This is a genomic window from Limnobacter olei (assembly GCF_029087225.1).
Lineage (GTDB): Bacteria > Pseudomonadota > Gammaproteobacteria > Burkholderiales > Burkholderiaceae_B > Limnobacter > Limnobacter olei.
Genome location: NZ_JARFJD010000007.1, coordinates 172,577 through 194,709, shown reverse-complemented (window position 1 = coordinate 194,709; position 22,133 = coordinate 172,577). Strand labels below are relative to the sequence as shown.

The following is a 22,133-nucleotide window of genomic DNA, read 5'->3' as shown; positions in this document are numbered from 1 at the left end:
GCACAGAACTTCGTCGACATGCAAATAAAAAGGGGCTTCCCTTGTCGAGAAACCCCTCTTCAAACAAAGGAATTAACGGCCTGCGGCGGCAGCTGCGGCTTGTGCGGCAACTTCAGCGGCAAAATCGTTTACCTTCTTCTCAATGCCTTCACCGACGATAAACAGGTCAAAGCCATTCACTTCGCTGCCCTTGCTCTTGAGCATGGCTTCAACGGTGAGCTTGTCGTCTTTTACGAAAGGCTGAGACAACAGGGCAACTTCTTTCAAGAACTTTTTGATGGAACCTTCCACCATTTTCTCTGCGATGTCGGCTGGCTTGCCAGACTCTTCCGCTTTGGCTTTGGCTACTGAACGCTCGCGGTCGATGTCTTCCTGTGGAACACCGCTTTCATGCAAAGCCTTGGGCTTTGTTGCGGCGATGTGCAAGGCCACGTCTTTGCCCACGTTTTCGTCGGAACCGGTGTAATCAACCAGTACGCCAATTTTGCCGCCGTGGATGTATGAACTCAGGCTGCCTTTGGCTTCCACGCGTTTGAAGCGGCGTACAGACATGTTCTCACCGATTTTGCCGATCAAGGCTGCGCGAACTGTTTCAACGGTGCCTTCGCCCAAAGGCAAGGCTGACAGTGCTTCAACATTGGCTGGGTTATGGTCGGCGATCAACTTGGCCACGTTGGCTACAAAAGCCAGGAAGTCATCATTTTTGGCCACGAAGTCAGTTTCACAGTTCACTTCAACGATTGTTCCCAACTTATTGGAATCATTGATATAAATACCAACCAAGCCTTCGGCGGTTACACGAGTGGCTGCCTTGCTGGCTTTGCTGCCCAGCTTGACGCGCAAAATTTCTTCGGCCTTGTCCATGTCGCCAGCGGCTTCGGTCAGGGCTTTTTTGCATTCCATCATGGGCGCGTCTGTTTTCTCGCGCAGTACTTTAACCATTGCTGCTGTAATTTCAGCCATTGATTTTCTCCTAAAGTCGGATTCTGAATTAGACAAAAAAAAGGGGCGACTGATCGCCCCAGCGGAAGGCAAAGGCTTGATTAGCCCTCAGCTCCCTCTTCAGACACTTCAACGAAGTCGTCGCCGCCTTTGATGGCTTCAACCACGTCGTTTACAGCCTGGTCGCGGCCAGCCAAAACGGCATCGGCCACAGCACGGGCGTACAAACGAATGGCACGGGCGGAGTCATCGTTACCGGGAACGATATAGCTAACGCCTGCTGGTGAGTGGTTGGTATCCACAACACCCACCACCGGAATACCCAGCTTTTCAGCTTCGGTAATGGCAATTTTGTGGTAACCCACGTCGCATACGAAAATTGCGTCAGGCAAAGTGGGCATGTCTTTGATGCCACCGATTGACTGATTCAGCTTTTCGAGTTCACGGGCGAACATCAGGGCTTCTTTCTTGGACATGCGCTCAGTACCGCCGTCGGCAATAATGGCTTCCATGTCTTTCAGGCGCTTGATGGATGTTTTGACAGTTTTGAAGTTGGTCAACATGCCGCCCAGCCAACGCTGGTCAACGTAAGGCATGCCACAACGCTGTGCTTCTTCGGCGATGATCTCTTTGGCTTGGCGCTTGGTACATACAAACAGGATGTTGCCGCGGTTAGCTGACAGGCGCTTCACAAATTTCAGCGCGTCGTCGAGCATTACAACGGTTTTTTCCAGGTTGATAATGTGAATTTTGTTACGATGGCCGTAAATGTAAGGGGCCATTTTGGGATTCCAGAAGCGGGTTTGGTGGCCAAAGTGGCAACCAGCTTCCAGCATTTCGCGCATTGATGCTGCCATGAATTTCTCCAGTATAGACAGGGTTGAATGGGTTTGTACTGGGCCAGCATTGGGTTAATGAACCAACAATAACTAGCACCCTGTCGCACAAACCATTAAATTTACTCTTAAGCGTCAACTAACTAAGTTGATTAACTGAGTCAGTTAGCTGTAGCGCCAGAGCAGCCAAAGATTATACTCGGTTAAAATACGTTAGCTCAAGCAGGAATTAAACAAAACCATGGATATTGTGATTAAAAACGAGCACGACATTGAAAAAATGCGTGTTGCTGGCCGTTTGGCCTCGGAAGTGCTGGATTTTATCGGCCCACACGTGGTCGCTGGCATTACTACCGAAGAACTCGACAAACTTTGCCACGATTACATGGTGAATGTGCAGGGGACAATACCCGCCCCATTGAATTACGCGCCACCAGGCTACACGCCCTACCCCAAATCAATTTGTACGTCGGTCAATCATCAAATTTGTCACGGTGTGCCTGGCCCTAAAAAGCTGAAGAACGGCGACATCATCAACATTGACATCACTGTCATTAAAGACGGTTATCACGGTGATACCAGTCGCATGTTTATCGTTGGCGAGGGTTCGCTTGCTGCAAGGCGGTTGTGCGAGATTACCTTCGAGGCGATGTGGATCGGCATTGAGCAAGTGCGACCAGGTGCCACGCTTGGCGATGTGGGTGCGGCCATTCAAAAGTTTGCCGAAGGCTTCGGCTACTCGGTAGTTCGTGAATTTTGTGGCCATGGCATTGGCACGAAGTTTCATGAAGAACCCCAAGTGTTGCACTATGGCAAGCCTGGTACAGGTGTGAGGCTGCAAGAAGGCATGATTTTCACCATTGAGCCCATGCTGAACGCGGGCCGCCGGGAGATCAAGGAAATGCCGGATGGCTGGACCATTGTGACCAAAGACCACAGTTTGTCCGCACAGTGGGAACACACAGTTTTGGTGACCGCCGATGGCTATGAAATTTTAACTCAGTCTGCTGGCACGCCAGCGAATCCTCGTTTGAAAACACAGGCGGCTTGAATTGAGCTACAAACCGGCGACCATGGCTGACAAATCTGCCGCACTTGACCTGAACGCGGTGCGGGTGAGCATCAAAACCCAGTTGAAAAGCCGAGCCCATCAATGGCTTACACCTTTTGACCAGAACACACCTGCATCTGCGGTGGAAGCTGTTCTGAGAAAGCGCTGTATTTGTGTGGATGAGGCTCTGGTTGCCCTCTGGAATGCCATTGGCATGCCAAAGCAATACAGCCTGGTTGCTGTGGGTGGCTATGGAAGGGGCGAGTTGTTTCCATTTTCCGATGTGGATGTGTTGATCCTGATTGATCAGGAACCGGACGAGATCAACACCGAGAAGCTTGAAACCTTTTGTGGTTCGGGCTGGGACATTGGCCTTGAAATTGGCCACAGCGTTAGAACACCCCAGCAATGCGTTGAGGAAGCCGGCAAAGACATTACCGTTCAGACTGCGCTTGTAGAATCTCGATTTTTGGCTGGAAATTTCAGTAACTTCAAGGCGCTGAATTCTACTCTTCACAAACTACTTGAAGTAAAAACCTTCTTTCGAAAAAAAACCCTGGAACTTCGGCAGCGCCATGCCAAGTATCAGGAGACACCATACAGCCTTGAACCGAATTGCAAGGAAAGTCCAGGCGGACTTCGAGACCTGCATGTCATTTTATGGGTTTGCCGAGCAGCCAACTTGGGCAACAGTTGGGCTGAAATGGCCAAAAAAGGGTTGATCACACCGTTTGAAGCTGCAAAGTTAAGAAACAACGAACGAACACTCAAGAAAATCAGATATCAATTGCATGTCACCACTGGCCGCCGGGAAGACCGGCTTGTGTATGACGTTCAAACCCAGTTGGCGGAGTCTTTGGGTTACCGTCCTACTGCTGCGAAACGATCAAGCGAACAGCTGATGCAGCAGTATTATTTGGCTGCCAAGGCCGTCATGCAGCTGAACACTATTTTGCTCCAAAATATTGAGCTGTCGATTTTCGGCTCCAATGCAGAGCCCGTGGTAATTGATGATGAGTTTCAGGAAACAGATTCTCTGCTCGATATTCGGGACGACGAAGTATTTGCCAGAAACCCATCCGCGATGCTTCGCGCCTTTATCGTGATGCAACAGAATCCGCGATTAAAAGGCATGAGCGCGAGAATGTTGCGCCAGTTGTGGCACAGCCGGGTCAAAATCAACAGTGATTTCAGGAAAAACCCGGTCAACAAGGCTTTGTTCATCGAGTTTTTCAAACAACCGCAAGGCATCGTTCATGAGTTGCGGCGCATGAACGAAACCAGCGTATTGGGAAGGTACCTGCCGGTTTTTCGGAAAATTGTGGGTCAAATGCAGCATGACCTGTTTCACGTGTACACGGTAGACCAACATATTCTGACCGTGGTGCGTAATTTGCGTCGATTCACGATGGCAGAACACGCCCACGAGTATCCCTACTGCAGCCAATTGATGGCCAACTTTGATGACCATTGGTTGTTGTACGTGGCCGCCCTGTTTCACGACGTGGCCAAAGGCAGGGGTGGTGATCACAGTGTGCTGGGCGAAGTGGACGCCCGCAAATTCTGCAAAGATCACGGATTGAACCAGGAGAACACTGATTTGGTGGCTTTTCTGGTGAAGCATCACCTGACCATGTCGAATACAGCCCAGAAAAAAGATTTGTCAGATGTTGAAGTGCTAAAGGAATTTGCTGCGCTTGTAAAAACTCCTCGCAACCTGACGGCGCTTTACTTGCTGACGGTGGCCGACATTCGTGGCACCAGCCCAAAAGTGTGGAATGCATGGAAAGGCAAACTGCTGGAAGACCTTTACCGCCTGACATTGAAGTATTTGGGTGGCGAGGCGCCCAACCGCCGGCAGATGCTAGCCGAGCAGCAGGCGGAGGCGCGCCGAATTTTGCGCCTGTATGCGCTTTCCGATGATGTTCAGGACAAATTGTGGGCCCAGCTTGATGTGTCCTACTTTCTCAGGCAAGGGCCTAGCGACATTGCCTGGCACACGAGGCATCTATACTGGCGCGTAGATACAGAGCAGCCGATTGTGAAAGCACGTCTGTCGCCGATTGGTGAAGGCCTGGAATTGCTGGTGTACACCCGCGATGAAATGGACCTGTTTGCGCGTATTTGTGGATATTTTGATTCCAAGAACTTGAGCATTCTGGATGCGAAAATTCACACCACCTCGCATGGTTACGCCCTTGATTCTTTCCTGATTCAGCACGACAGTCATCATGAGTTTTACCGTGAAACCCTGTCGCTGCTCGAAGCAGAGCTTCAGGACAGGCTAATCAAGCGTCAACCGCTTGAGCCACCGGTTTTTGGGCGAATGTCCAGGCAATCCAGGCACTTTCCTGTGCGCCCTTCTGTGGATTTGAAACCAGATGAGAAAGGCAACCAATATTTGTTGACCGTATCTGCCACCGATAGAACAGGACTGCTTTACTCGATTACGCGATTGTTGGCCCAATACAAGGTCAACGTACAAACCGCCAAAATCATGACTTTGGGCGAAAGGGCCGAAGATACCTTTTTGCTGTACGGGCAGTCTTTGAATTCCGGGAAGCTTCAAATTCAGCTGGAAGCTGAGCTACTCGAGTTGCTTTCAATTTAAACACAATGAAAGGGCTGATTTGCCCTTTCATTCGTCGTGCAGCTGTACCATCGATTTGATAATTCCCATGACCCGTCCCATTCCTTCGTGAACGGTCTTGCTGATCTGGGCATGAGAAATTTCCTGAGCGCTTTCTCCCACTCCTGCAGCCTGGTTGACCACCAAAGCAAGGTGCGCATACGGTATTTCAAGCTCGCGGGCCAGGCTGGCTTCTGGCATGCCGGTCATACCGACAATGTCGGCACCATCTCGCGCCAAGCGCTTCACTTCCGCCGCAGTTTCCAGGCGAGGCCCCTGTGTACAGGCATAACAGCCGCCCTGCACCACTTGCTCACCAATGGCATCGGCTGCAAGGCACAATGAAGCGCGAAGCGCCTGGTCATACGGCCATGTGAAGTCGATGTGTCGTACTGCTTGGTTGTCGCCTTCGAAAAATGTGGCATTGCGCCCGTGTGTGTAGTCCAGAATTTGATCAGGAACCACCAGCTGCCCTGGTTTCAAATCAGGGCGAATTCCACCCACAGAGGCTACGGACAAAATACCGTCGATGTTGAGTTGCGACAAGGCCCAAATATTGGCCCTGTAGTTGATTTGATGGGGGGCAATAGTATGCCCATAGCCATGGCGTGCCAGAAAAACAATTTCGTGGCCCGCCAGCATGCCGATTGTAAGTGCGCCAGAGGGTTCACCGTAGGGTGTTCGCTGAACCTTGCGCATGGTAATTTCAAAACCCGGCAATTGGCTTAAACCACTGCCTCCCAACACTGCATACATGGCTTACTTCCTGTCTTTAAGGTATTGAGCAAATTCTGCAGCCACCTCGTGGTGTTTCAGGCCCAGTTCCACCGTGGCTTTCAGGTAACCCATTTTCGAGCCGCAGTCGAAGCGGGTTCCCGTGAAGCGGTAAGCCAACACGGGTTGATCTTCAAGCAGTGAAGCAATACCGTCAGTCAGCTGAATTTCTCCGCCAGCGCCTTTGCCCGTTTTCCGGATGTGATCAAAAATTTGAGAATTCAGTACGTAGCGGCCCACAACCGCCAGGTTGGTTGGTGCGTCTTTGGGGTCGGGTTTTTCAACAATGGCATTAACCCGCTCGGAGCGATTGTTCCAGGGTGTACTGGACACGATACCGTACGATTTGGTTTCAGAGGGATCAACTTCCTGCACAGCCAATACGCTGGCATGTTCGCGTTCAAACACCTTCACCATTTGATGGGTCACAGAGGGGGTGCCTTTGTCTACGTCCATCAGGTCGTCTGCCAACAGCACAGCGAATGGCTCTGTACCAACAACGGGCTCTGCGCACAGCACAGCATGGCCAAGTCCCAAAGGTTCCATTTGCCGAATGTAAATACAGTTCACATGGCTGGGTACAATATTTTTCACTATTTCAAGCAGTGCGGTTTTGCCGCGGGCCTGCAGTTCAGCCTCAAGCTCATAGGCCTTGTCGAAATGATCTTCAATGGAACGCTTGCTTCGACCTGTGATAAACACCAGTTCACTCAAACCCGCTTCAAGCGCCTCTTCAACCGCGTATTGAATCAGTGGCTTGTCCACCACAGGCATCATTTCTTTTGGGCTGGCTTTGGTGGCAGGCAAAAATCGGGTGCCCATACCCGCAACAGGAAACACAGCTTTTCTAACTCGGGTCATGATTGCTCGCTCCGTAATCCATTAATGAAGAAATAAAAAAATAGTCAACACAATAACGTTTTCTGTTCAATTTTCTCGCTTAAAGCATACCTTGAAATGTACTTTCATCAAGTACAGTCACGCCCAAGGCTGCGGCTTTGTCCAGTTTGCTGCCAGCGGCCTCCCCGGCCAACAAGTAATCTGTCTTTTTGGACACCGAGCCTGTTACTTTCCCACCCCGCGCGACGATCAATGCGCCAGCTTCATCCCGGCTGTATTGGCCAAGCGTGCCGGTTAGCACAAAGGTTTTCCCAAAGAAAGGATGTGACTCGTCGGCTGTTTGAGTGTCTTCGGTTGGCCAGGCAAGTCCCAGTGAGATCAATTCGCGTACAACCTGTTGATTGGCAGGTTCATCGAAAAATTGCCTTATGGATTCGGCCACTACAGGGCCAACATCGTTGACCTCAAGCAGTTCTTCAATTGTGGCGCTCATCAGCCGATCCACATTCTTGAAATGGGCTGCTAAATCACGGGCCGTGGCCTCGCCAACATGCCGTATTCCCAAGCCGAACAAAAACCTGCCGAATGTGGTTTGCTTGGCCTTTTCGATGCTGTCCAGCAGGTTGCGTACCGATTTTTCTCCCATGCGCTCAAGCTGAACCAAGGCATCAAATTCGAGGCGAAACAGGTCTGCAGGGGTTTTTACCCATTCCTTGTCAACCAGAACTTCAACCAGTTTGCTACCCAGGCCCTCAATGTCGATGGCACGCCGATGCGCAAAATGAATAATCGACTGCGTAAGCTGGGCCTTGCAAACCAAGCCGCCTGTGCACCGGAAGGCGGCTTCGCCCTCTTCTTTTTGAACCAGTGAATTGCAAATTGGGCAGTGTGTCGGCATGACAAAGGCGCAGCTTCCCGCGCGACGCTGGTTGCCCGGGAAAGGCAACACCTCGGGAATTACATCGCCGGCACGGCGAACCAAAACCTGGTCACCTACCCGCAAATCCTTGCGCTGAATTTCATCAAGATTGTGCAGGGTGGCAGACGATACAACCACACCACCCACTTTCACGGGTTCGAGTTTTGCAACCGGAGTAATCGACCCTGTACGGCCCACTTGTACTTCAATGTTCAGCAGGCGGCTGAGCACTTCATCGGGCGGAAATTTATGGGCCACTGCGAAACGCGGCGCTTTGGCCACATAACCAAGTTGATCTTGAAGGTCAAAAGAATCTACCTTGTAAACTACACCGTCAATTTCAAAAGGCAATGTGCTGCGGCGCTCGCCCACGCTGCGGTAGAAGGTCAACAAGCCTTCGGCACCCAAGGCGGTTTGGCTAAGTTCTGAAACAGGCAGGCCCATTCCAGCCAGCCATTGCATCATGGCGGATTGACTTTTTAGTTCACGCAACTGATCCCGTTCAAGCGCCGCACCATAGCAGTAAAACCGCAGCGGTCGACTTGCCGCTATTTTGGGGTCGAGTTGGCGAATGGTGCCAGCTGCAGCATTGCGTGGATTTGCAAAAACTTTCAGGCCAAGTTCCGCTTGCCTCTCATTCATCTGTGCGAAATCTTTCTTGAACATGAAAATTTCGCCACGCACTTCTAAATGCTCAGGCACCTTGCTTCCCTTTAATTTCAGAGGCAAGCTTCGAATGGTTTTTACATTGGTAGATACGTCTTCACCAACCGTGCCGTCGCCGCGAGTAATCGCTTGTTGGAAAATGCCGTTTTTGTAATGAATTGAGATAGCCAATCCGTCAAATTTTGGATCAACGGCGTAAGCAATTGTGGTGTCTATCGGCAGGTCAGCCAGTTCCTTGACCCGTCGATCGAAGGCAAGCACGTCGCTGTCCTCAAAGGCATTGCCAAGCGACAGCATGGGTACGCGGTGCTTAACCTGCTCGAAGCCATCCGCGGGTTTGCCACCAACGCGTTGTGTGGGGGAGTCACTCTGAATCAGGTCGGGGTGGCTGTTTTCGAGTTGTTGAAGTGCCTGATAAACCCGGTCATATTCCGAGTCCGGCACTTCAGGTGCATCCAGCACATAGTAGGCATGTTCCCAGCGGTTCAGCAGGTCAATCAGGCCGCGCATTGCCGCGTTTGGAGAGTCGTCCCGCTCATCGGATTTGTCTCCACTGCCATTGCTGTCAAACAAATCCAGATTGGTCATGAAAACAAAATGCGAGCTACAGGTGCACCTGGCTTGAAGCCAGAATCGGTCAAATTACGAACCCGTTCAATCAGCTGGTTGTAGATGCCCTCAATGGCTTGAGTGCTCAAGGTTCGGCCAGAATCGTCCATTAGCGGTGCACCAAATTTTTCATTCATGCCATGGCATACGGTGACAATATCGCCCAAAGCTTTAATAGGTTCAGCTGAATTGGGCACATCAATACTAAAGCTCAACAGGCGTTTGCCGGGTGCATTGTGAATTACCATGCTGGCCAGGGTGCCAGATTCATCATTGAGAAACCACTGGTGGCCTTTTTGTACCCAACCTGCCACAGCAAGCATGTCGACTGCGGTGCTTTCCTGTACGGTTTCAGGTAACAGGCAATGCAGACCGAGCAAGGTATCCAAAGCAGCCGCGGCTTGGTCCAGCGTTTCGGCTTTGGCCACCACTTCCTTCATCTCGGGAAATTCAATATCCGCATTCTGGTCTTCAGCAAATCGCCTGAATTTTCCAAGCACTTCAGAAAATTCGATTGAGCTGAGCGGACCCTTGCGGTTGGCAATTTGAACACTGGCTTTCAAGGATTTTGCGGTGCCCCTATAGGGGCATGCCTTGAACCATAACGTATCAGCGTTTTCAGCGGCGTCTGGGCTGGCAGAATAAATAATTCGCTTGCGATTGATTTGCTCCAACCCGTCGATCAGGGCCTTCCAGGTGTTGGCATCCTTTTCTTCGTCGAAACGGATGATGAAATCTGCAAACAGGCGTTTGTCGATTGTCATTTGCGGTTCATTTTGCAAATGGCTGTCAGTGCGGTGCGCATTAAAGTCGGCTTCTCCGTCCGTTTCATCCAATTCAGGGGAAGAGTCAAACTCTTGTGATCCCGAGAACCCGGGCTCTGTACGCTCATAGCTGGATTTGACTGAGCCCGTATTCAACAGCGGGTCTTGATCAGTTTCGCCAAAACGTTCGCTGGCTTGTTTGCGCAGTCGATAATCTTGCCACCAGTTGTAGGCGATCATGGCAGCAATGCCACCACCTCCAACAATCAGCAGGGTAAGTTGTAGGTCGTTCATACGGTTTCCGTTGCCATTTTTTCTGCAGCCGCCAGATCAACAGCAACAATGCGGGAAACACCTTTCTCCTGCATCGTGACGCCGATCAACTGCTGCGCCATTTCCATGGCGATTTTATTGTGGGAAATGAACAAAAACTGGGTTTGTTCAGACATTTGTTTGACCAAGCGGGTGAAACGCTCGGTGTTCGCATCGTCCAGCGGTGCATCAACTTCGTCGAGCAAGCAGAACGGTGCAGGATTCAACTCAAAAATTGCGAAAACCAGTGCCGTGGCCGTTAGTGCCTTCTCGCCACCCGACAAGAGATGGATGGTGCCGTTTTTCTTGCCGGGGGGTTGGGCAAATACCTGCACGCCTGCATCCAGAATTTCATCGCCAGTCATGACCAAGCGCGCCTCGCCGCCACCGAACAACTTGGGAAAGAGGCGCGAGAAATGTCCGTTAACCACACCAAAAGTTTCGGAGAGAAGGTCGCGTGTTTCTTTGTCAATTTTGCGGATCGCATCCTCAAGGGTTTCCATGGCTTCAATCAGGTCGCCGGCCTGTTGGTCAAGGAATGATTTTCTCTCTGTTGCAGCAGCCAGTTCATCCAGCGCAGCCAGGTTCACTGCTCCCAACTCTTGCATGCCGTTGGTAAGGCGGGTTACTTCGGCTTGAAGCACTGATGCTTTCGGAGGTACATCCATGGCAACGAATTGCTGACCCAATTCGTTTACATCGGCCTGCACTTCGTCCATCAAATTCTTGTATTGTTCGATGGTGAGTTCAGCGGCTTGAATTTTTAATGCGAGGTCTTGAACCGCATCCCGCAGGGGATCAGCCTGCTTGTCACTTTCTTTTTCCGCACGTTCAAGCTCGGATACCCTCGCCATGATTTGTTCAAGCGCATCACGAGAAACTGCCACTTTTTCTTCTGCAATTACGCGCTCTTCCAACGCAGCCTGCAATGCTTCCTGACCTTCAGTTTCAGAAAGCCCCTCAAGTTCAGCCAGCGCCAATTGTTTGCGTTGCTGAATTTGCTGAATTTGACTGCTTGCAAAAGCAATGTCTCGTTCACATTCTCGTTGGCGAGATTCCTGATTACGAATATTGAATTCTGCATCCTGCTTTTTACGCAGCGCATTCTGCACCTGCACCTGCTTGTCGCGCAGCGCCTGTTCTGCTTCAGTCACTTTGTCTTTCTGGCTTTCGAGCGCATCGCTGGCGACGGCAAGCTGCTCATCCAGTTCGGCGTACTTGTCTTCCGATTCAAGCAAAATTGCCCGCTGTTCTTCCAGTTCGCTTTGCAACAAAGCCAGGTCTAAACCAATCTGTTCACGGCGGCTATCGGCCCTGCTTTGCTGCTCTTGCAAGCGAATCAGTTGTACCTGGGCTTCATGCAGTCGCTTGGTCAAACTTTCAACCAGTTGACGCGCTTGCACCACATGGGCTTTCATTTCACCAGTGCGCAATTGCAGTTGGTCGCGCTTGGCCATGGATTCATTTTTCAACATGTCTAGCGCGCGCACTTCTGTACGCAGGGCTTCTATTTGCTGCTGGCGCTCAAGCCGACCGCTTTGCGCATTGTCTGCCGCATAAAAAGACACCCCTGTGGCGCTGACACAATGCCCTTGTGGCGTGAAGATCCGCTGGCCTGGCTTCAGGGTTTTTCGTTTCGCCAGTGCGGCTTGCAAATCGGGGGCCAAGAGGTACCCAGCCAGTGATTGAATCAAAGATTGCTGAATGGCAGAGTCGTTGCTGCGCACCAAGCTGGCCAGGTCTTCCGGGCCAACAGAAAGGTTTGAACCACCGCCCTGACTCGCCGATTCCATGAAAGCCACGCGTGCGGGGGGTGGCTGTTTGGCAAAGCCCTCAACCATGTCAAGCGTTCGTACCTGAAAGCTGTCAAGCGACTCCCGCAGCGCCGATTCAAGTGCCCTTTCCCAGCCTCGCTCCACTTGTAACTTGCCCAATAAGCGTGGTGTATCGCCAAGGCCACTGCTTTCAACCCAGGGCTTTAACTCAGCGCTTTCGGCAAGTTGCTCGTTTAATTTCTCAAGTGCCTGCAATTGCGCCTGCGCGTTGGCATGCTTGTCCCGCTCAGTATTGAATGCCGATTGAACATGATCAAGTTCGGCACTGCCAGCAGCCAACTTGCTTTCAAATTCAGCAAGGTTGCCGGTGGCATCGTCAAGCTCCCGTTCAAGGGAATGAACCCGAGATTGGACTTCGTCCATTTCGTGTACCGAAGGTGCTGCAATTTGCTGCTTTTCGCTTTCAAGCCGATCCAATTTCACTTGAATCGTGTTTTCGGCACGGCTGGCTGATTCTTGTTGAGAGGAAACCTGACCAAGTGCCTGCTGTATTTGCATGACACCGGCGCGTTTTTGGTCTACAGCGGATCGCGCAGCCTGCAAGGCCAACTCCACAGGCTCAACTGCCAGCTCAGCTTCTTCAAGCGCGATGATCCTCTCTTCCAGCTCGGCTTGCTGTTCTTCAGTAGAACCACTGATTTCTTCCAATCGTGCCTTCGCGTCTTCTTCCCGAACGGTCCAGTTTTGAATTTCAAGTTCAAGCTCGGCCACTCGGGTACCCAGGCGTGCACGTGATTCAGCCATCACGCGCAAATCAGCTTCAAGACGGCTTACTTGCCTGTTGGATTCAATCCATTGGGTTTGGTCGTTTTCAAGCTGTTGCTGGGCATCCACCTGCTTTTCACGCACAGCGAAAAGTTCAGTTTGGGTGCTAATCGATTTGCTTTGAATGGCCTCAAGATCAGCTTTGGCACGTTCAAGCTTGGCCTGGCCTGTATTTTTCTGCTCTAACGCCTCGGAATAGCGTATGTACCAAAGCATGCGCTGCTTTGTATTTTTAGCCTCTTCAAGTTCCTTGAACTGCCGCGCCACAGTGGCTTGCTGCTCCAGTCGCTCAATCTGGCTCGTCAATTCGCGAAGAATATCTTCGATACGGGTGAGGTTGTCGCGTGTGTCGGCCAAACGATTGCCGGTTTCCCGGCGGCGTTCCTTGTATTTCGATACACCTGCGGCCTCTTCCAGAAAAATGCGCAATTCTTCCGGGCGGGCTTCAATAATACGGGCAATCATGCCCTGCCCGATAATGGCATAGGCGCGTGGCCCAAGACCTGTACCCAGGAAAATATCCTGGACATCGCGGCGGCGAACCGCCTGCTGGTTGATGTAATAGGTTGAAGCGCCATCGCGTGTGAGCACGCGTTTAACTGAAATTTCGGAATATTGGTTCCAGCTTCCGCCTGCCCTGCCTTCTGCGTTATCAAACACCAGCTCTACGCTGGCACGCGAGGCCGCTTTGCGGTTGGTGGAGCCATTGAAGATGACGTCTTGCATGGATTCGCCACGCAACTCCGACGCCTTGGATTCACCCAGTACCCAGCGTACTGCGTCGATAATGTTGGATTTGCCACAGCCGTTCGGACCCACCACACCCACCAAATTACTGGGCACGGCAAAGGACGTTGGTTCAACAAATGACTTAAAGCCAGCTAAACGAATGTGAGTTAATCGCACGATGAAGTGGAAATGAGACCAATAGAACGAATAAAAACTTCAACCCACGGGAACTTGAAAACCCGCTGACCTTATAATAGCAAAGCCTTCGCGCTTTACGCCGGGCCCCCGCCCTTAGTTGGCAGGATGATTGAGTTGTTTAACGCCACAAAGGCCAAAGGCCACAACAGGCTAAAGAGCCCCACGAGAGAATTATGAGTAACAAACCCAGCCGCGATTTACAGACTTTCCCGAACCCGAACCCGGATCGGCCCTACCACGTTCACATCGAAGTACCTGAATTTACATGTCTTTGTCCTTTGACCGGGCAGCCAGACTTCGCCACTTTGGTGATCGACTACCTGCCCAACCAGAAGAACGTAGAACTGAAAAGCCTGAAAATGTACATGTGGAGTTACAGAGAGGAAGGTGCTTTCCACGAGGCTGTAACCAACAAGATTCTGGACGACCTGGTGGCCGCAACCGATCCCCGCTACATGAAACTAACTGCGAAATGGTATGTTCGGGGTGGTGTATACACCACGGTGGTGGCTGAACACCGCCATTCAGGCTTTCAGCCCTTGCCGAAAGTTGAACTGGATTCCATTTCAACCATGAACCCCACTCGTGGCTAAAAAGCGCGCAGCGAAACAGCAATTCCGGTGAACCGATTGAAAAACCTCGACAAACTTCAGCCTTATCCATTTGAACGCCTTCGGGCATTGTTCGCGGGCAGCCAGCACACAGGTGGCCTGGCCCACGTCAATCTGTCCATTGGTGAGCCCAAGCACCCTACGCCTGCGCTGATCAAGCAGGCATTGATCGATAACCTCGATGGCTTGTCGGTTTACCCGGGCACACAAGGTTTGCCGGTGTTGAGAAAAGCAATTTCTGACTGGATACTGCGCCGTTTTGATGCCTTGGTCGACCCGGAAACTCAGGTTTTGCCGATTCTGGGCTCGCGTGAGGCTTTGTTTTCTTTCGCACAGGTGGTATTGGATGGTTGTGAGAACGACAGCCACGTGGTTTTTCCAAACCCCTTCTATCAAATTTACGAAGGCGCCACTTTTTTAGGTGGCGCAAGCCCTGTGTTTGTGAACATTGATCCGGCCAGTGGATTGTCAAATTTTCACGCACTCAGCCCCGATGTATTGGCCAAGACAAAGCTGATGTATGTGTGTTCCCCGAACAACCCTACTGGTGCGGTCTATTCACTTGAGGATTGGCAAAAGCTGTTTGATTTGGCTGACGAGTACAACATTGTCATCGCCTCGGACGAGTGTTATTCAGAAATTTACCTTGATGGCACCGCAGCCCCCATCGGCGGGCTTGAAGCAGCAAGCCGGCTTGGCCGATCGGATTACAACAACTTGATTGTGTTTTCCAGCCTCTCCAAGCGCTCTAACGCACCTGGGCTTCGTTCTGGTTATGTAGCGGGCGATGCAGACCTGATCAAGGCATTTCTTCGCTACCGCACCTACCATGGTTCTGCCATGTCGACCACCATACAAATGGCCAGCGTGGCGGCCTGGAACGATGAAGAACACGTTGCCGAGAACCGCCGCTTGTACACCGAGAAGTTCAAAGCCTTCAGCGCCATTCTTGAAGGCAAGCTTGATCTGCACATTCCACCCGCCGGCTTTTATTTTTGGGCTGATGTGGGGCAAAGCGACACCGCATTCGCCAAGAGGCTATTTGAGCAAGCCCATGTTACCCTGTTGCCCGGAAGCTTTTTGGGTCGTGAGGTGAATGGTTTTAACCCCGGTAGCAACCATGTGAGAATTGCGCTGGTGGCCAGCCTGGCCGAATGCAATGAAGCCGCCAATCGAATCGCACAACAAATTTAAAAACAATCTCTGACACAGGAAATCACCATGACAACAAATCATCAATCCATTATCGAAGCCGCCTGGGAAAACCGTGCAGACATTTCTCCATCCTCAGCGCCAGCCGATGTTCGTGCTGCTGTTGGCGACGTACTGGAAAAACTGAATACAGGTGAACTGCGTGTTTGCTCCAAAGAAAGTGGTGAGTGGGTTACCCACCAGTGGATCAAGAAAGCCGTGCTGCTTTCTTTCCGCCTGGAAGACAACAAGCCCATGGCTGCCGGTGGCTTCACCCAGTTTTATGACAAGGTGCCCACGAAGTTTGTCGATTACACCGAAGAAGACTTCAAGAAAGGTGGATTCCGTGTAGTACCGCCTGCCGTGGCCCGCCGTGGCAGTTTCATTGCCAAAAATGTCGTGCTGATGCCCAGCTACGTGAACATTGGTGCGTATGTCGACGAAGGCACGATGGTGGACACTTGGGCCACTGTGGGTTCATGCGCACAAATCGGTAAAAACGTCCATTTGAGCGGTGGCGTAGGCATTGGTGGCGTGTTGGAACCTCTACAGGCGAACCCCACAATCATCGAAGACAACTGTTTTATTGGCGCACGTTCTGAGGTAGTGGAAGGCGTAATCGTTGAAGAAAACTCTGTGATTTCCATGGGTGTTTACATTGGGCAGAGTACAAAAATTTACAACCGCGAAACAGGTGAAGTGACTTACGGCCGAATTCCAGCCGGCTCGGTTGTGGTCAGCGGTTCACTGCCAAGCGCTTGTGGCAAGTACAGTCTGTACTGCGCGGTGATCGTCAAGCGTGTTGATGCAAAAACACGTGCGAAAACTGGCATCAATGAATTGCTGCGCAACGCAGAGTAAAGGAGCACCCGACAGAATGACAGCCAAGGTATATGGAATTCCGAACTGCGACAGCGTAAAAAAAGCGATTGCATCCCTGAAATCGAATGATGTGGAAATTGTTTTCCATGATTTCAAAAAACATGGTGTACCCGCATTGCTGCTCGACGAATGGATCAGTACCTTCGGGTTGGATAAAGTCATCAATCGCAAAGGCACCACTTGGCGTGGTCTGGACGAAAGCCTGCAAGGCAAAGCCCAGTCACCCGAGGGTGCAAAAGCCCTTCTGTTGGAATACCCCAGCATTATTAAACGCCCGGTCGTCGAATTAAACGGCGTACTCACCATTGGGCAAACCGATTTCAGCCAAGGCAATTCATGAATCAGGATTACACCGCACACATTGCAGTCGACCCCAAAGAACTACACACCGTTCGCGACTGGGTGCGGTTTTATGTCAGCGAAATGCGCCGTGGCCAGGTGTTTTTTGGCCATGGCTCAAGCAACGCATTTGATGAAGCCATTTATATGGTGCAGTCAGCGCTCAGTTTGCCGATTGGCGACGTCGGGCCGTTTTGGGACGCACGTGTCACCATTCAAGAAGCCAATCGACTGACACGTTTTATTACCCAACGTGTAGCTGATCGCAAGCCGGCCAGTTACATCACTGGCGAGGCCTGGTTGCAAGGACACGCCTTCAAGGTCGACGAACGGGTCATCATCCCGCGCTCCTTCATCGCCGAACTGCTGGCCGACCAGTTAACGCCCTGGGTAAATGCCCCTGAAATGCCATTCGAGATTCTGGACATGTGCACAGGCTCAGGTTGCCTTGCGATTCTGGCTGCATACGTGTTTGAAAATGCGCAGGTTGATGCCGTCGATTTGTCGACTGAGGCCTTGAGTGTCGCGCGCGAGAACATACAACTGCATGAGATGAAGCGGCGTGTTCATGCCATTGAATCTGATTTGTTTTCAAACCTGAATGGCAAGCAATACGATTTCATCTTGACCAATCCGCCTTATGTCAATGAGGCCTCCATGAAAAAGCTACCCCCAGAGTATCTGCATGAGCCACGCATGGCTTTGGCCGGTGGCGACAGCGGTATGGATCTGATTCAGGATATTCTTGAACAAGCCCCCAAACACCTGAAAGACGGCGGTTTTCTGGTGGTTGAGCTTGGCAATGAAAAACTGCATTTCGAAGCAGCCTTTCCACATTTAAATCCCATTTGGCTTGAAACCTCGGCAGGTGACGAACAGGTGTTTTTGCTCAACAAAGAAGACTTGGTCTAAACCCATTCAATGATTCAAATCAACAACCTCAGCATTGCGCGGGGCAGCAAGCCTATTTTAACCAATGCTGAACTCACTCTGTTTCCCGGTGAAAAAGTGGGGCTTATTGGTCACAATGGCGCTGGTAAATCCAGTTTTCTAAGTGCCCTTCTCGGCGAGCTTCACATTGATCAGGGCAGTATCGACCTGCCGAAGGTGTGGCGACTTTCCTGGATTGATCAAGAAGTAACAGCCAACCACCTCAGCGTGATTGATTTCGCCCTGGAAGGTGACCGGGCCTTGCACGAAGTGCGCCAAAAAATTCATGCCGTTGAAGAAAGCGGCGACATGGAGCAACTTGGCCACTTGTATGAAGAACTTGAGAACCTGGATGGCTACACTGCTGAAGCGCGTGTGGCCACCATTCTTCACGGCTTGGGGTTTAAAACAGAAGACCTTCAACGCAAAGTTGGCGAGTTTTCTGGCGGCTGGAAAATGCGCTTGAACCTTGCCAAAGTGCTAGGCTCAAGGGCCGACCTTATTTTGTTGGACGAACCCACCAACCATCTGGACATCGAAGCGGTGGTGTGGCTGGAGCAGTGGATCAAGCAAGTCAACAGTACGGTTATTCTGGTTTCACATGACCGTGATTTTCTAGACGAGGTGTGTACCCACACCGTGCACCTGAACAGCGAAAAACTGACCAAATACACGGGTGGCTATTCGGCGTTTGAGCGTGCTTTTGCCGAGCGTGCAGACCAGGTTAGCCAAGCCAACAAAAAGGCTGCCGGTGAAATGGAAAAGCTGCAAAAATTTGTGGATCGTTTCAAGGCCAAAGCCAGCAAGGCCAAACAAGCACAAAGCCGGGTAAAGCGACTTGAAAAGATCAAGTTGATTGAAACTTTGCAAGTAGAACCCCATGTGGCAATTCCGTTTATGGAACCCCACAAAAGTCCAGACCCTTTGGTGGTGTTGAATCGAAGCGATTGTGGATATGAAGGTGCAACGCCCATTCTAAAAAGTATCAGTCTTGAACTTCGCCCTGGCGACCGTATCGGTCTGTTGGGTGCCAACGGCAACGGCAAAACCACCTTGGTTAAAACATTGGTGGGCGAGCTCAACATGTTGGGCGGTGAGCGGGTTGAGGGCAAAGGACTGGTTTACGGGTACTTCGCGCAAGACCAAATTGAATCGCTTGACATGAACGCCACACCCTTGCAGCACATGTCACGTCTTGAGCGGCAAATTTCCGAGCAAAAAGCGCGTGAATTCTTGGCACGCTATCACTTTAGAGACGACAAAGTTCGTCAATTGGTTGGCAGTTTTTCGGGCGGTGAAAAGTCGCGTTTGGCTTTGGCCCTTTTAGCCTACAAACGCCCCAACCTGCTATTGCTGGATGAACCCACAAACCATCTGGACATTGCGACTCGCCAAGCCTTGGCCAGCAGCCTTCTGGAATTTGAAGGAGCCCTGGTGATGGTTTCTCACGACCGGCATTTGCTGGAATCTATTACTGATCGCTTTTGGCGCGTTCACCAAGGTGCCGTGACCGAATTTGACGGCGACCTGGATGACTATGCGGAGCTGCTGCGCAAAGAAACCAGTGCGGAAAATCGCAATGCAAAACAAGGCAATTCGAACAACAAACCTGTCGCAGTTGTGGCAGCACCCATAGACAGGCAAGCTGTGAGCCAACGAATCAAACAATTGGGCAATCAGGTTAAAAAACTTGAAAAGCTAATTGAGACTGATCAACCTAAAATGGCCAAACTTGATCAAGCTTTGGCCAAATGCGACTACAGCAAACCCGACGATTCGAAAAAAGCCACGGAACTGCACCATGAGCGCAACTTGATCGCCGCTCGCCTAGAGAACGCGGAAACTGAGTTGCTGGAACTGATGCTTGAGATTGAGCAACTGGAAGAGTCCCTAAGCGTGTCGTGAACAGCAATGTGATGGCTAATCTAGAATACCTTCCTCACTCAAGAATTCGCGCCATGCATTTGAATTAAAGCAAAGTGCGGGGCTAAGCACCTGGCTGTTCAAGTTCACAAGGTTTTCACGGAGTAACTGGCGCTTATCGGCGCCCGCGATCTCGCACATTTTTGCGCGCACATGACTTTTGACCACATCGGGCACGCAAAGCGTTGGTCTGAACTCTGTGTCATGTAACTCATTGCCAAGTACCTGCTCCAGCAGTTCCAATGAAGACTGCGCCGGGGTCAACTGGCCCTGTTTGGCGTCCTGAAAAGCCAATTCAATCAAGCCAATTTGACTTCGCAACAACAAAGCATCGATCGTTCTGTGCAGCTCCAGTGATTTGTTCCGCGACTCGACCAAACCCAGATAAGATGCAGGTAATTTCCAGCTGGGAATGTCGGCCCGATTGATCAACTCAAGACTGATTTTTAGAGACGATCGATACACGGGGTCGATCAAACCGGTGTTCATGTTATGGACAGACGAATTCAGGTCGGCGTCAAAGTCTTGTTCATCATTTCCAATCAAAGACTCCAACACCCGATGGCTACCCACAGATATCGATGCAGGCTCTCCTGAAAACGCCATAACGTGTTCTCGGCTGATGGTCGCCACATCCATCGGCTGTGAATTATTGGCACGACGATCATCGTGACCGTACTCATTAACCCCCAACTGCATGTTTGCTTTTTGAGCTGAATGTCGTCGATAAAGTAACAAAGTAATCATCAATAGAACCGCTGCAGTCAACGATACCGGCAGCAGCCACTCTTGTAGGTTACGGTTCGCAACTGTTTCCCCAGTGTATTCATTCAGACCCAGCCCGCCAGTTATATCGCTGGTTTCCCTTCGGCTTTCAATGAGCCCGGCACCAAACAAATCTGTATTAAGCGATGCCACCTTCACAACTTCATTGTTACTTGCCGCCTCATCATTTTCTGGTGTCGTTAAAACAACCGCGGGAGTCTCGCTCAATGCTTGCTGAGGCTTTATTTCATGTCGCTCATCTTGAGTCATCCATGCTGGCTTGCTGTCAAGCTGTGGTACTGGTGCTTTTCTGGAATTGGCCAACAACGAAGAACCTTCAGGGTCAAAAGCAGATTCTTTGCCAGTAGTGTTTACATTAATCGGATTGCCCTGTTCAACCCCACCCTGTTTCAACAGCAATGTCCATTTTGTACTGAACACGATCAATGGGCACTCCGACACCAACTCCATTTCAACCACTGCGTCCTCAACAGGTGCTACCGACTTGAATTCAAGCAAGCCTCCTCGGCGAATCGTTGGGTCAAAATTCACCAGTACCTCTCGCGAGAGGGTACTTTCATAACTGCCCGGATTATTTCCCGAAGCATATATTCGAGCCTTCAGGCATGTGGATCGCAATTGCGATTCAGCTCCTTCTGGCATGTTGCTGAGCGTACTTTTCAGATTCAGGATTTGACCAATTTGCTGCATTCCCACTGGTGTGGAAATTTCAAGGCTGAGCCCCGGCAGGGGAAACAGCGTCAATAAAGCACAGAGAATCGAAAACACCGAAAGGTGAATTATTCGAGCGGCTTGTGTCCAGAAAATCGGCATCTCTACTCTCGGTTCAATTGTTCCTGTTAGCGTAAGCATACGCATGACCACATTCAGTGAGGTATCCTTGAAATGACCTAGCACGAACGTGTTAGCCCATTTGCATCACTGGAGAGCGTTGATTGAATACTGCGCAAAATGAACCGATTCAGGTCTACACTTGGACAACTCCCAATGGCTACAAAATCCACATTGCCTGCGAGGAAATGGGACTTCAATGGAAACCTGTTGCGGTTGATATTGGCAAGGGCGATCAATTCAAGCCCGAGTTTTTGAAATTCAGCCCCAACAACAAAATACCGGCGATTATTGACCCGCATGGCCCTGACGGAAAACCACTGGAATTGTTTGAAAGCGGTGCCATTCTGATTTACTTGGCCGAGAAAACCGGCAAGTTTTTCGGTAATAGTCACCGGGAACGCCTATCGATCATTCAATGGCTGATGTTTCAAATGGGTGGCGTTGGTCCGATGCTGGGGCAGGCACATCATTTTCGGATTTACGCGCCTGAACCGATTGAATATGCTATCAATCGATACACCAATGAGGCCAAAAGGCTCTATGAGGTTATCAACAAACAGCTCAACGAATTTCCTTACATCGCAGGGGAAAACTATTCCATTGCCGATATGGCTTTGTATCCTTGGGTTTATCGCTGGCAACGCCAGGGAATAGAACTAAGTGATTATCCTGCAGTGCACAAATGGTATGAAGAACTAAGTGCCCGACCTGCGGTTATCAAGGCCTTGAATGTAAATCTAGAATGAGTGTTCTTATCAATCCTTAAAC

The 22,133-nt window shown here is 50.8% G+C and carries 16 protein-coding genes and 1 pseudogene; 9 read left to right on the top strand and 8 right to left on the bottom strand.

What is annotated here, in order from left to right; genetic code table 11:
• Positions 1-72 precede the first annotated feature (72 nt).
• On the bottom strand, positions 73-963 hold the full coding sequence (tsf, locus tag PY990_RS06015) for a translation elongation factor Ts (RefSeq protein ID WP_275270847.1): 891 nt from the start codon (positions 961-963) through the stop codon (positions 73-75).
• Positions 964-1,043: 80 nt separating this feature from the next.
• Positions 1,044-1,799, bottom strand: a complete 756-nt coding sequence (gene rpsB, locus PY990_RS06010; RefSeq protein WP_275270846.1) for a 30S ribosomal protein S2 — start codon at positions 1,797-1,799, stop codon at positions 1,044-1,046.
• 208 nt (positions 1,800-2,007) lie between these two features.
• On the opposite strand from rpsB, the pseudogene map reads away from it, so the two are divergent.
• Positions 2,008-2,829, top strand: a pseudogene (map, locus tag PY990_RS06005) (type I methionyl aminopeptidase); the annotation flags it as partial.
• 49 nt (positions 2,830-2,878) lie between these two features.
• Positions 2,879-5,440, top strand: a complete 2,562-nt coding sequence (locus PY990_RS06000; protein WP_413789505.1) for a [protein-PII] uridylyltransferase — start codon at positions 2,879-2,881, stop codon at positions 5,438-5,440.
• Between the two features lie 27 nt (positions 5,441-5,467).
• Here the strand turns inward: PY990_RS06000 and PY990_RS05995 are convergent, their stop codons facing one another.
• The 5 genes from PY990_RS05995 to smc all read right to left on the bottom strand — a co-directional run bounded on the left by PY990_RS05995 (position 5,468) and on the right by smc (position 13,848).
• Positions 5,468-6,214, bottom strand: a complete 747-nt coding sequence (locus PY990_RS05995) for an S-methyl-5'-thioinosine phosphorylase (RefSeq protein ID WP_275270845.1) — start codon at positions 6,212-6,214, stop codon at positions 5,468-5,470.
• A 3-nt stretch (positions 6,215-6,217) separates the two neighbouring features.
• A complete protein-coding gene (gene galU / locus PY990_RS05990) occupies positions 6,218-7,093 on the bottom strand; it encodes a UTP--glucose-1-phosphate uridylyltransferase GalU (RefSeq protein ID WP_008252567.1) in 876 nt (291 codons plus the stop codon).
• Between the two features lie 79 nt (positions 7,094-7,172).
• Entirely contained in the window at positions 7,173-9,167 is a 1,995-nt protein-coding gene (ligA, locus tag PY990_RS05985) for an NAD-dependent DNA ligase LigA (protein ID WP_413789504.1), read from the bottom strand.
• Positions 9,168-9,241: 74 nt separating this feature from the next.
• Positions 9,242-10,324 (bottom strand): hypothetical protein, encoded by a 1,083-nt coding sequence (locus PY990_RS05980; RefSeq protein WP_275270843.1) that lies wholly within the window; start codon positions 10,322-10,324, stop codon positions 9,242-9,244.
• The gene (gene smc / locus PY990_RS05975) at positions 10,321-13,848 is read right to left on the bottom strand and encodes a chromosome segregation protein SMC (RefSeq protein ID WP_275270842.1); all 3,528 of its coding nucleotides are present in this window, start codon (positions 13,846-13,848) and stop codon (positions 10,321-10,323) included. The genes PY990_RS05980 and smc overlap by 4 nt, the downstream gene beginning before the upstream one ends.
• 194 nt (positions 13,849-14,042) lie before the next feature.
• Between smc and queF the strand changes: the two genes are divergently transcribed.
• The 6 genes from queF to PY990_RS05945 are packed head-to-tail and all read left to right on the top strand — an operon-like array spanning position 14,043 to position 19,727.
• Complete coding sequence (gene queF / locus PY990_RS05970; RefSeq protein ID WP_105029129.1) at positions 14,043-14,462, top strand: preQ(1) synthase; 420 nt, start codon at positions 14,043-14,045, stop codon at positions 14,460-14,462.
• 27 nt (positions 14,463-14,489) lie between these two features.
• The gene (gene dapC / locus PY990_RS05965) at positions 14,490-15,674 is read left to right on the top strand and encodes a succinyldiaminopimelate transaminase (protein ID WP_275270841.1); all 1,185 of its coding nucleotides are present in this window, start codon (positions 14,490-14,492) and stop codon (positions 15,672-15,674) included.
• A gap of 27 nt (positions 15,675-15,701) precedes the next feature.
• A complete protein-coding gene (gene dapD / locus PY990_RS05960; RefSeq protein WP_275270840.1) occupies positions 15,702-16,532 on the top strand; it encodes a 2,3,4,5-tetrahydropyridine-2,6-dicarboxylate N-succinyltransferase in 831 nt (276 codons plus the stop codon).
• A 16-nt stretch (positions 16,533-16,548) separates the two neighbouring features.
• Positions 16,549-16,893, top strand: a complete 345-nt coding sequence (locus tag PY990_RS05955) for an ArsC/Spx/MgsR family protein (protein ID WP_275270839.1) — start codon at positions 16,549-16,551, stop codon at positions 16,891-16,893.
• Positions 16,890-17,804, top strand: a complete 915-nt coding sequence (gene prmB / locus PY990_RS05950; RefSeq protein WP_275270838.1) for a 50S ribosomal protein L3 N(5)-glutamine methyltransferase — start codon at positions 16,890-16,892, stop codon at positions 17,802-17,804. Before PY990_RS05955 ends, prmB begins: the two co-directional genes overlap by 4 nt.
• Positions 17,805-17,813: 9 nt before the next feature.
• Positions 17,814-19,727, top strand: a complete 1,914-nt coding sequence (locus tag PY990_RS05945) for an ABC-F family ATP-binding cassette domain-containing protein (protein WP_275270837.1) — start codon at positions 17,814-17,816, stop codon at positions 19,725-19,727.
• A 15-nt stretch (positions 19,728-19,742) separates the two neighbouring features.
• Here the strand turns inward: PY990_RS05945 and PY990_RS05940 are convergent, their stop codons facing one another.
• Positions 19,743-21,344, bottom strand: a complete 1,602-nt coding sequence (locus PY990_RS05940; RefSeq protein ID WP_275270836.1) for a hypothetical protein — start codon at positions 21,342-21,344, stop codon at positions 19,743-19,745.
• Between the two features lie 122 nt (positions 21,345-21,466).
• Here PY990_RS05940 and PY990_RS05935 point away from each other — a divergent pair, with 122 nt between their 5' ends.
• Positions 21,467-22,111: a glutathione binding-like protein gene (locus tag PY990_RS05935; RefSeq protein ID WP_275270835.1), complete on the top strand. Its 645-nt coding sequence runs from the start codon at positions 21,467-21,469 to the stop codon at positions 22,109-22,111.
• Positions 22,112-22,133: the final 22 nt, after the last annotated feature.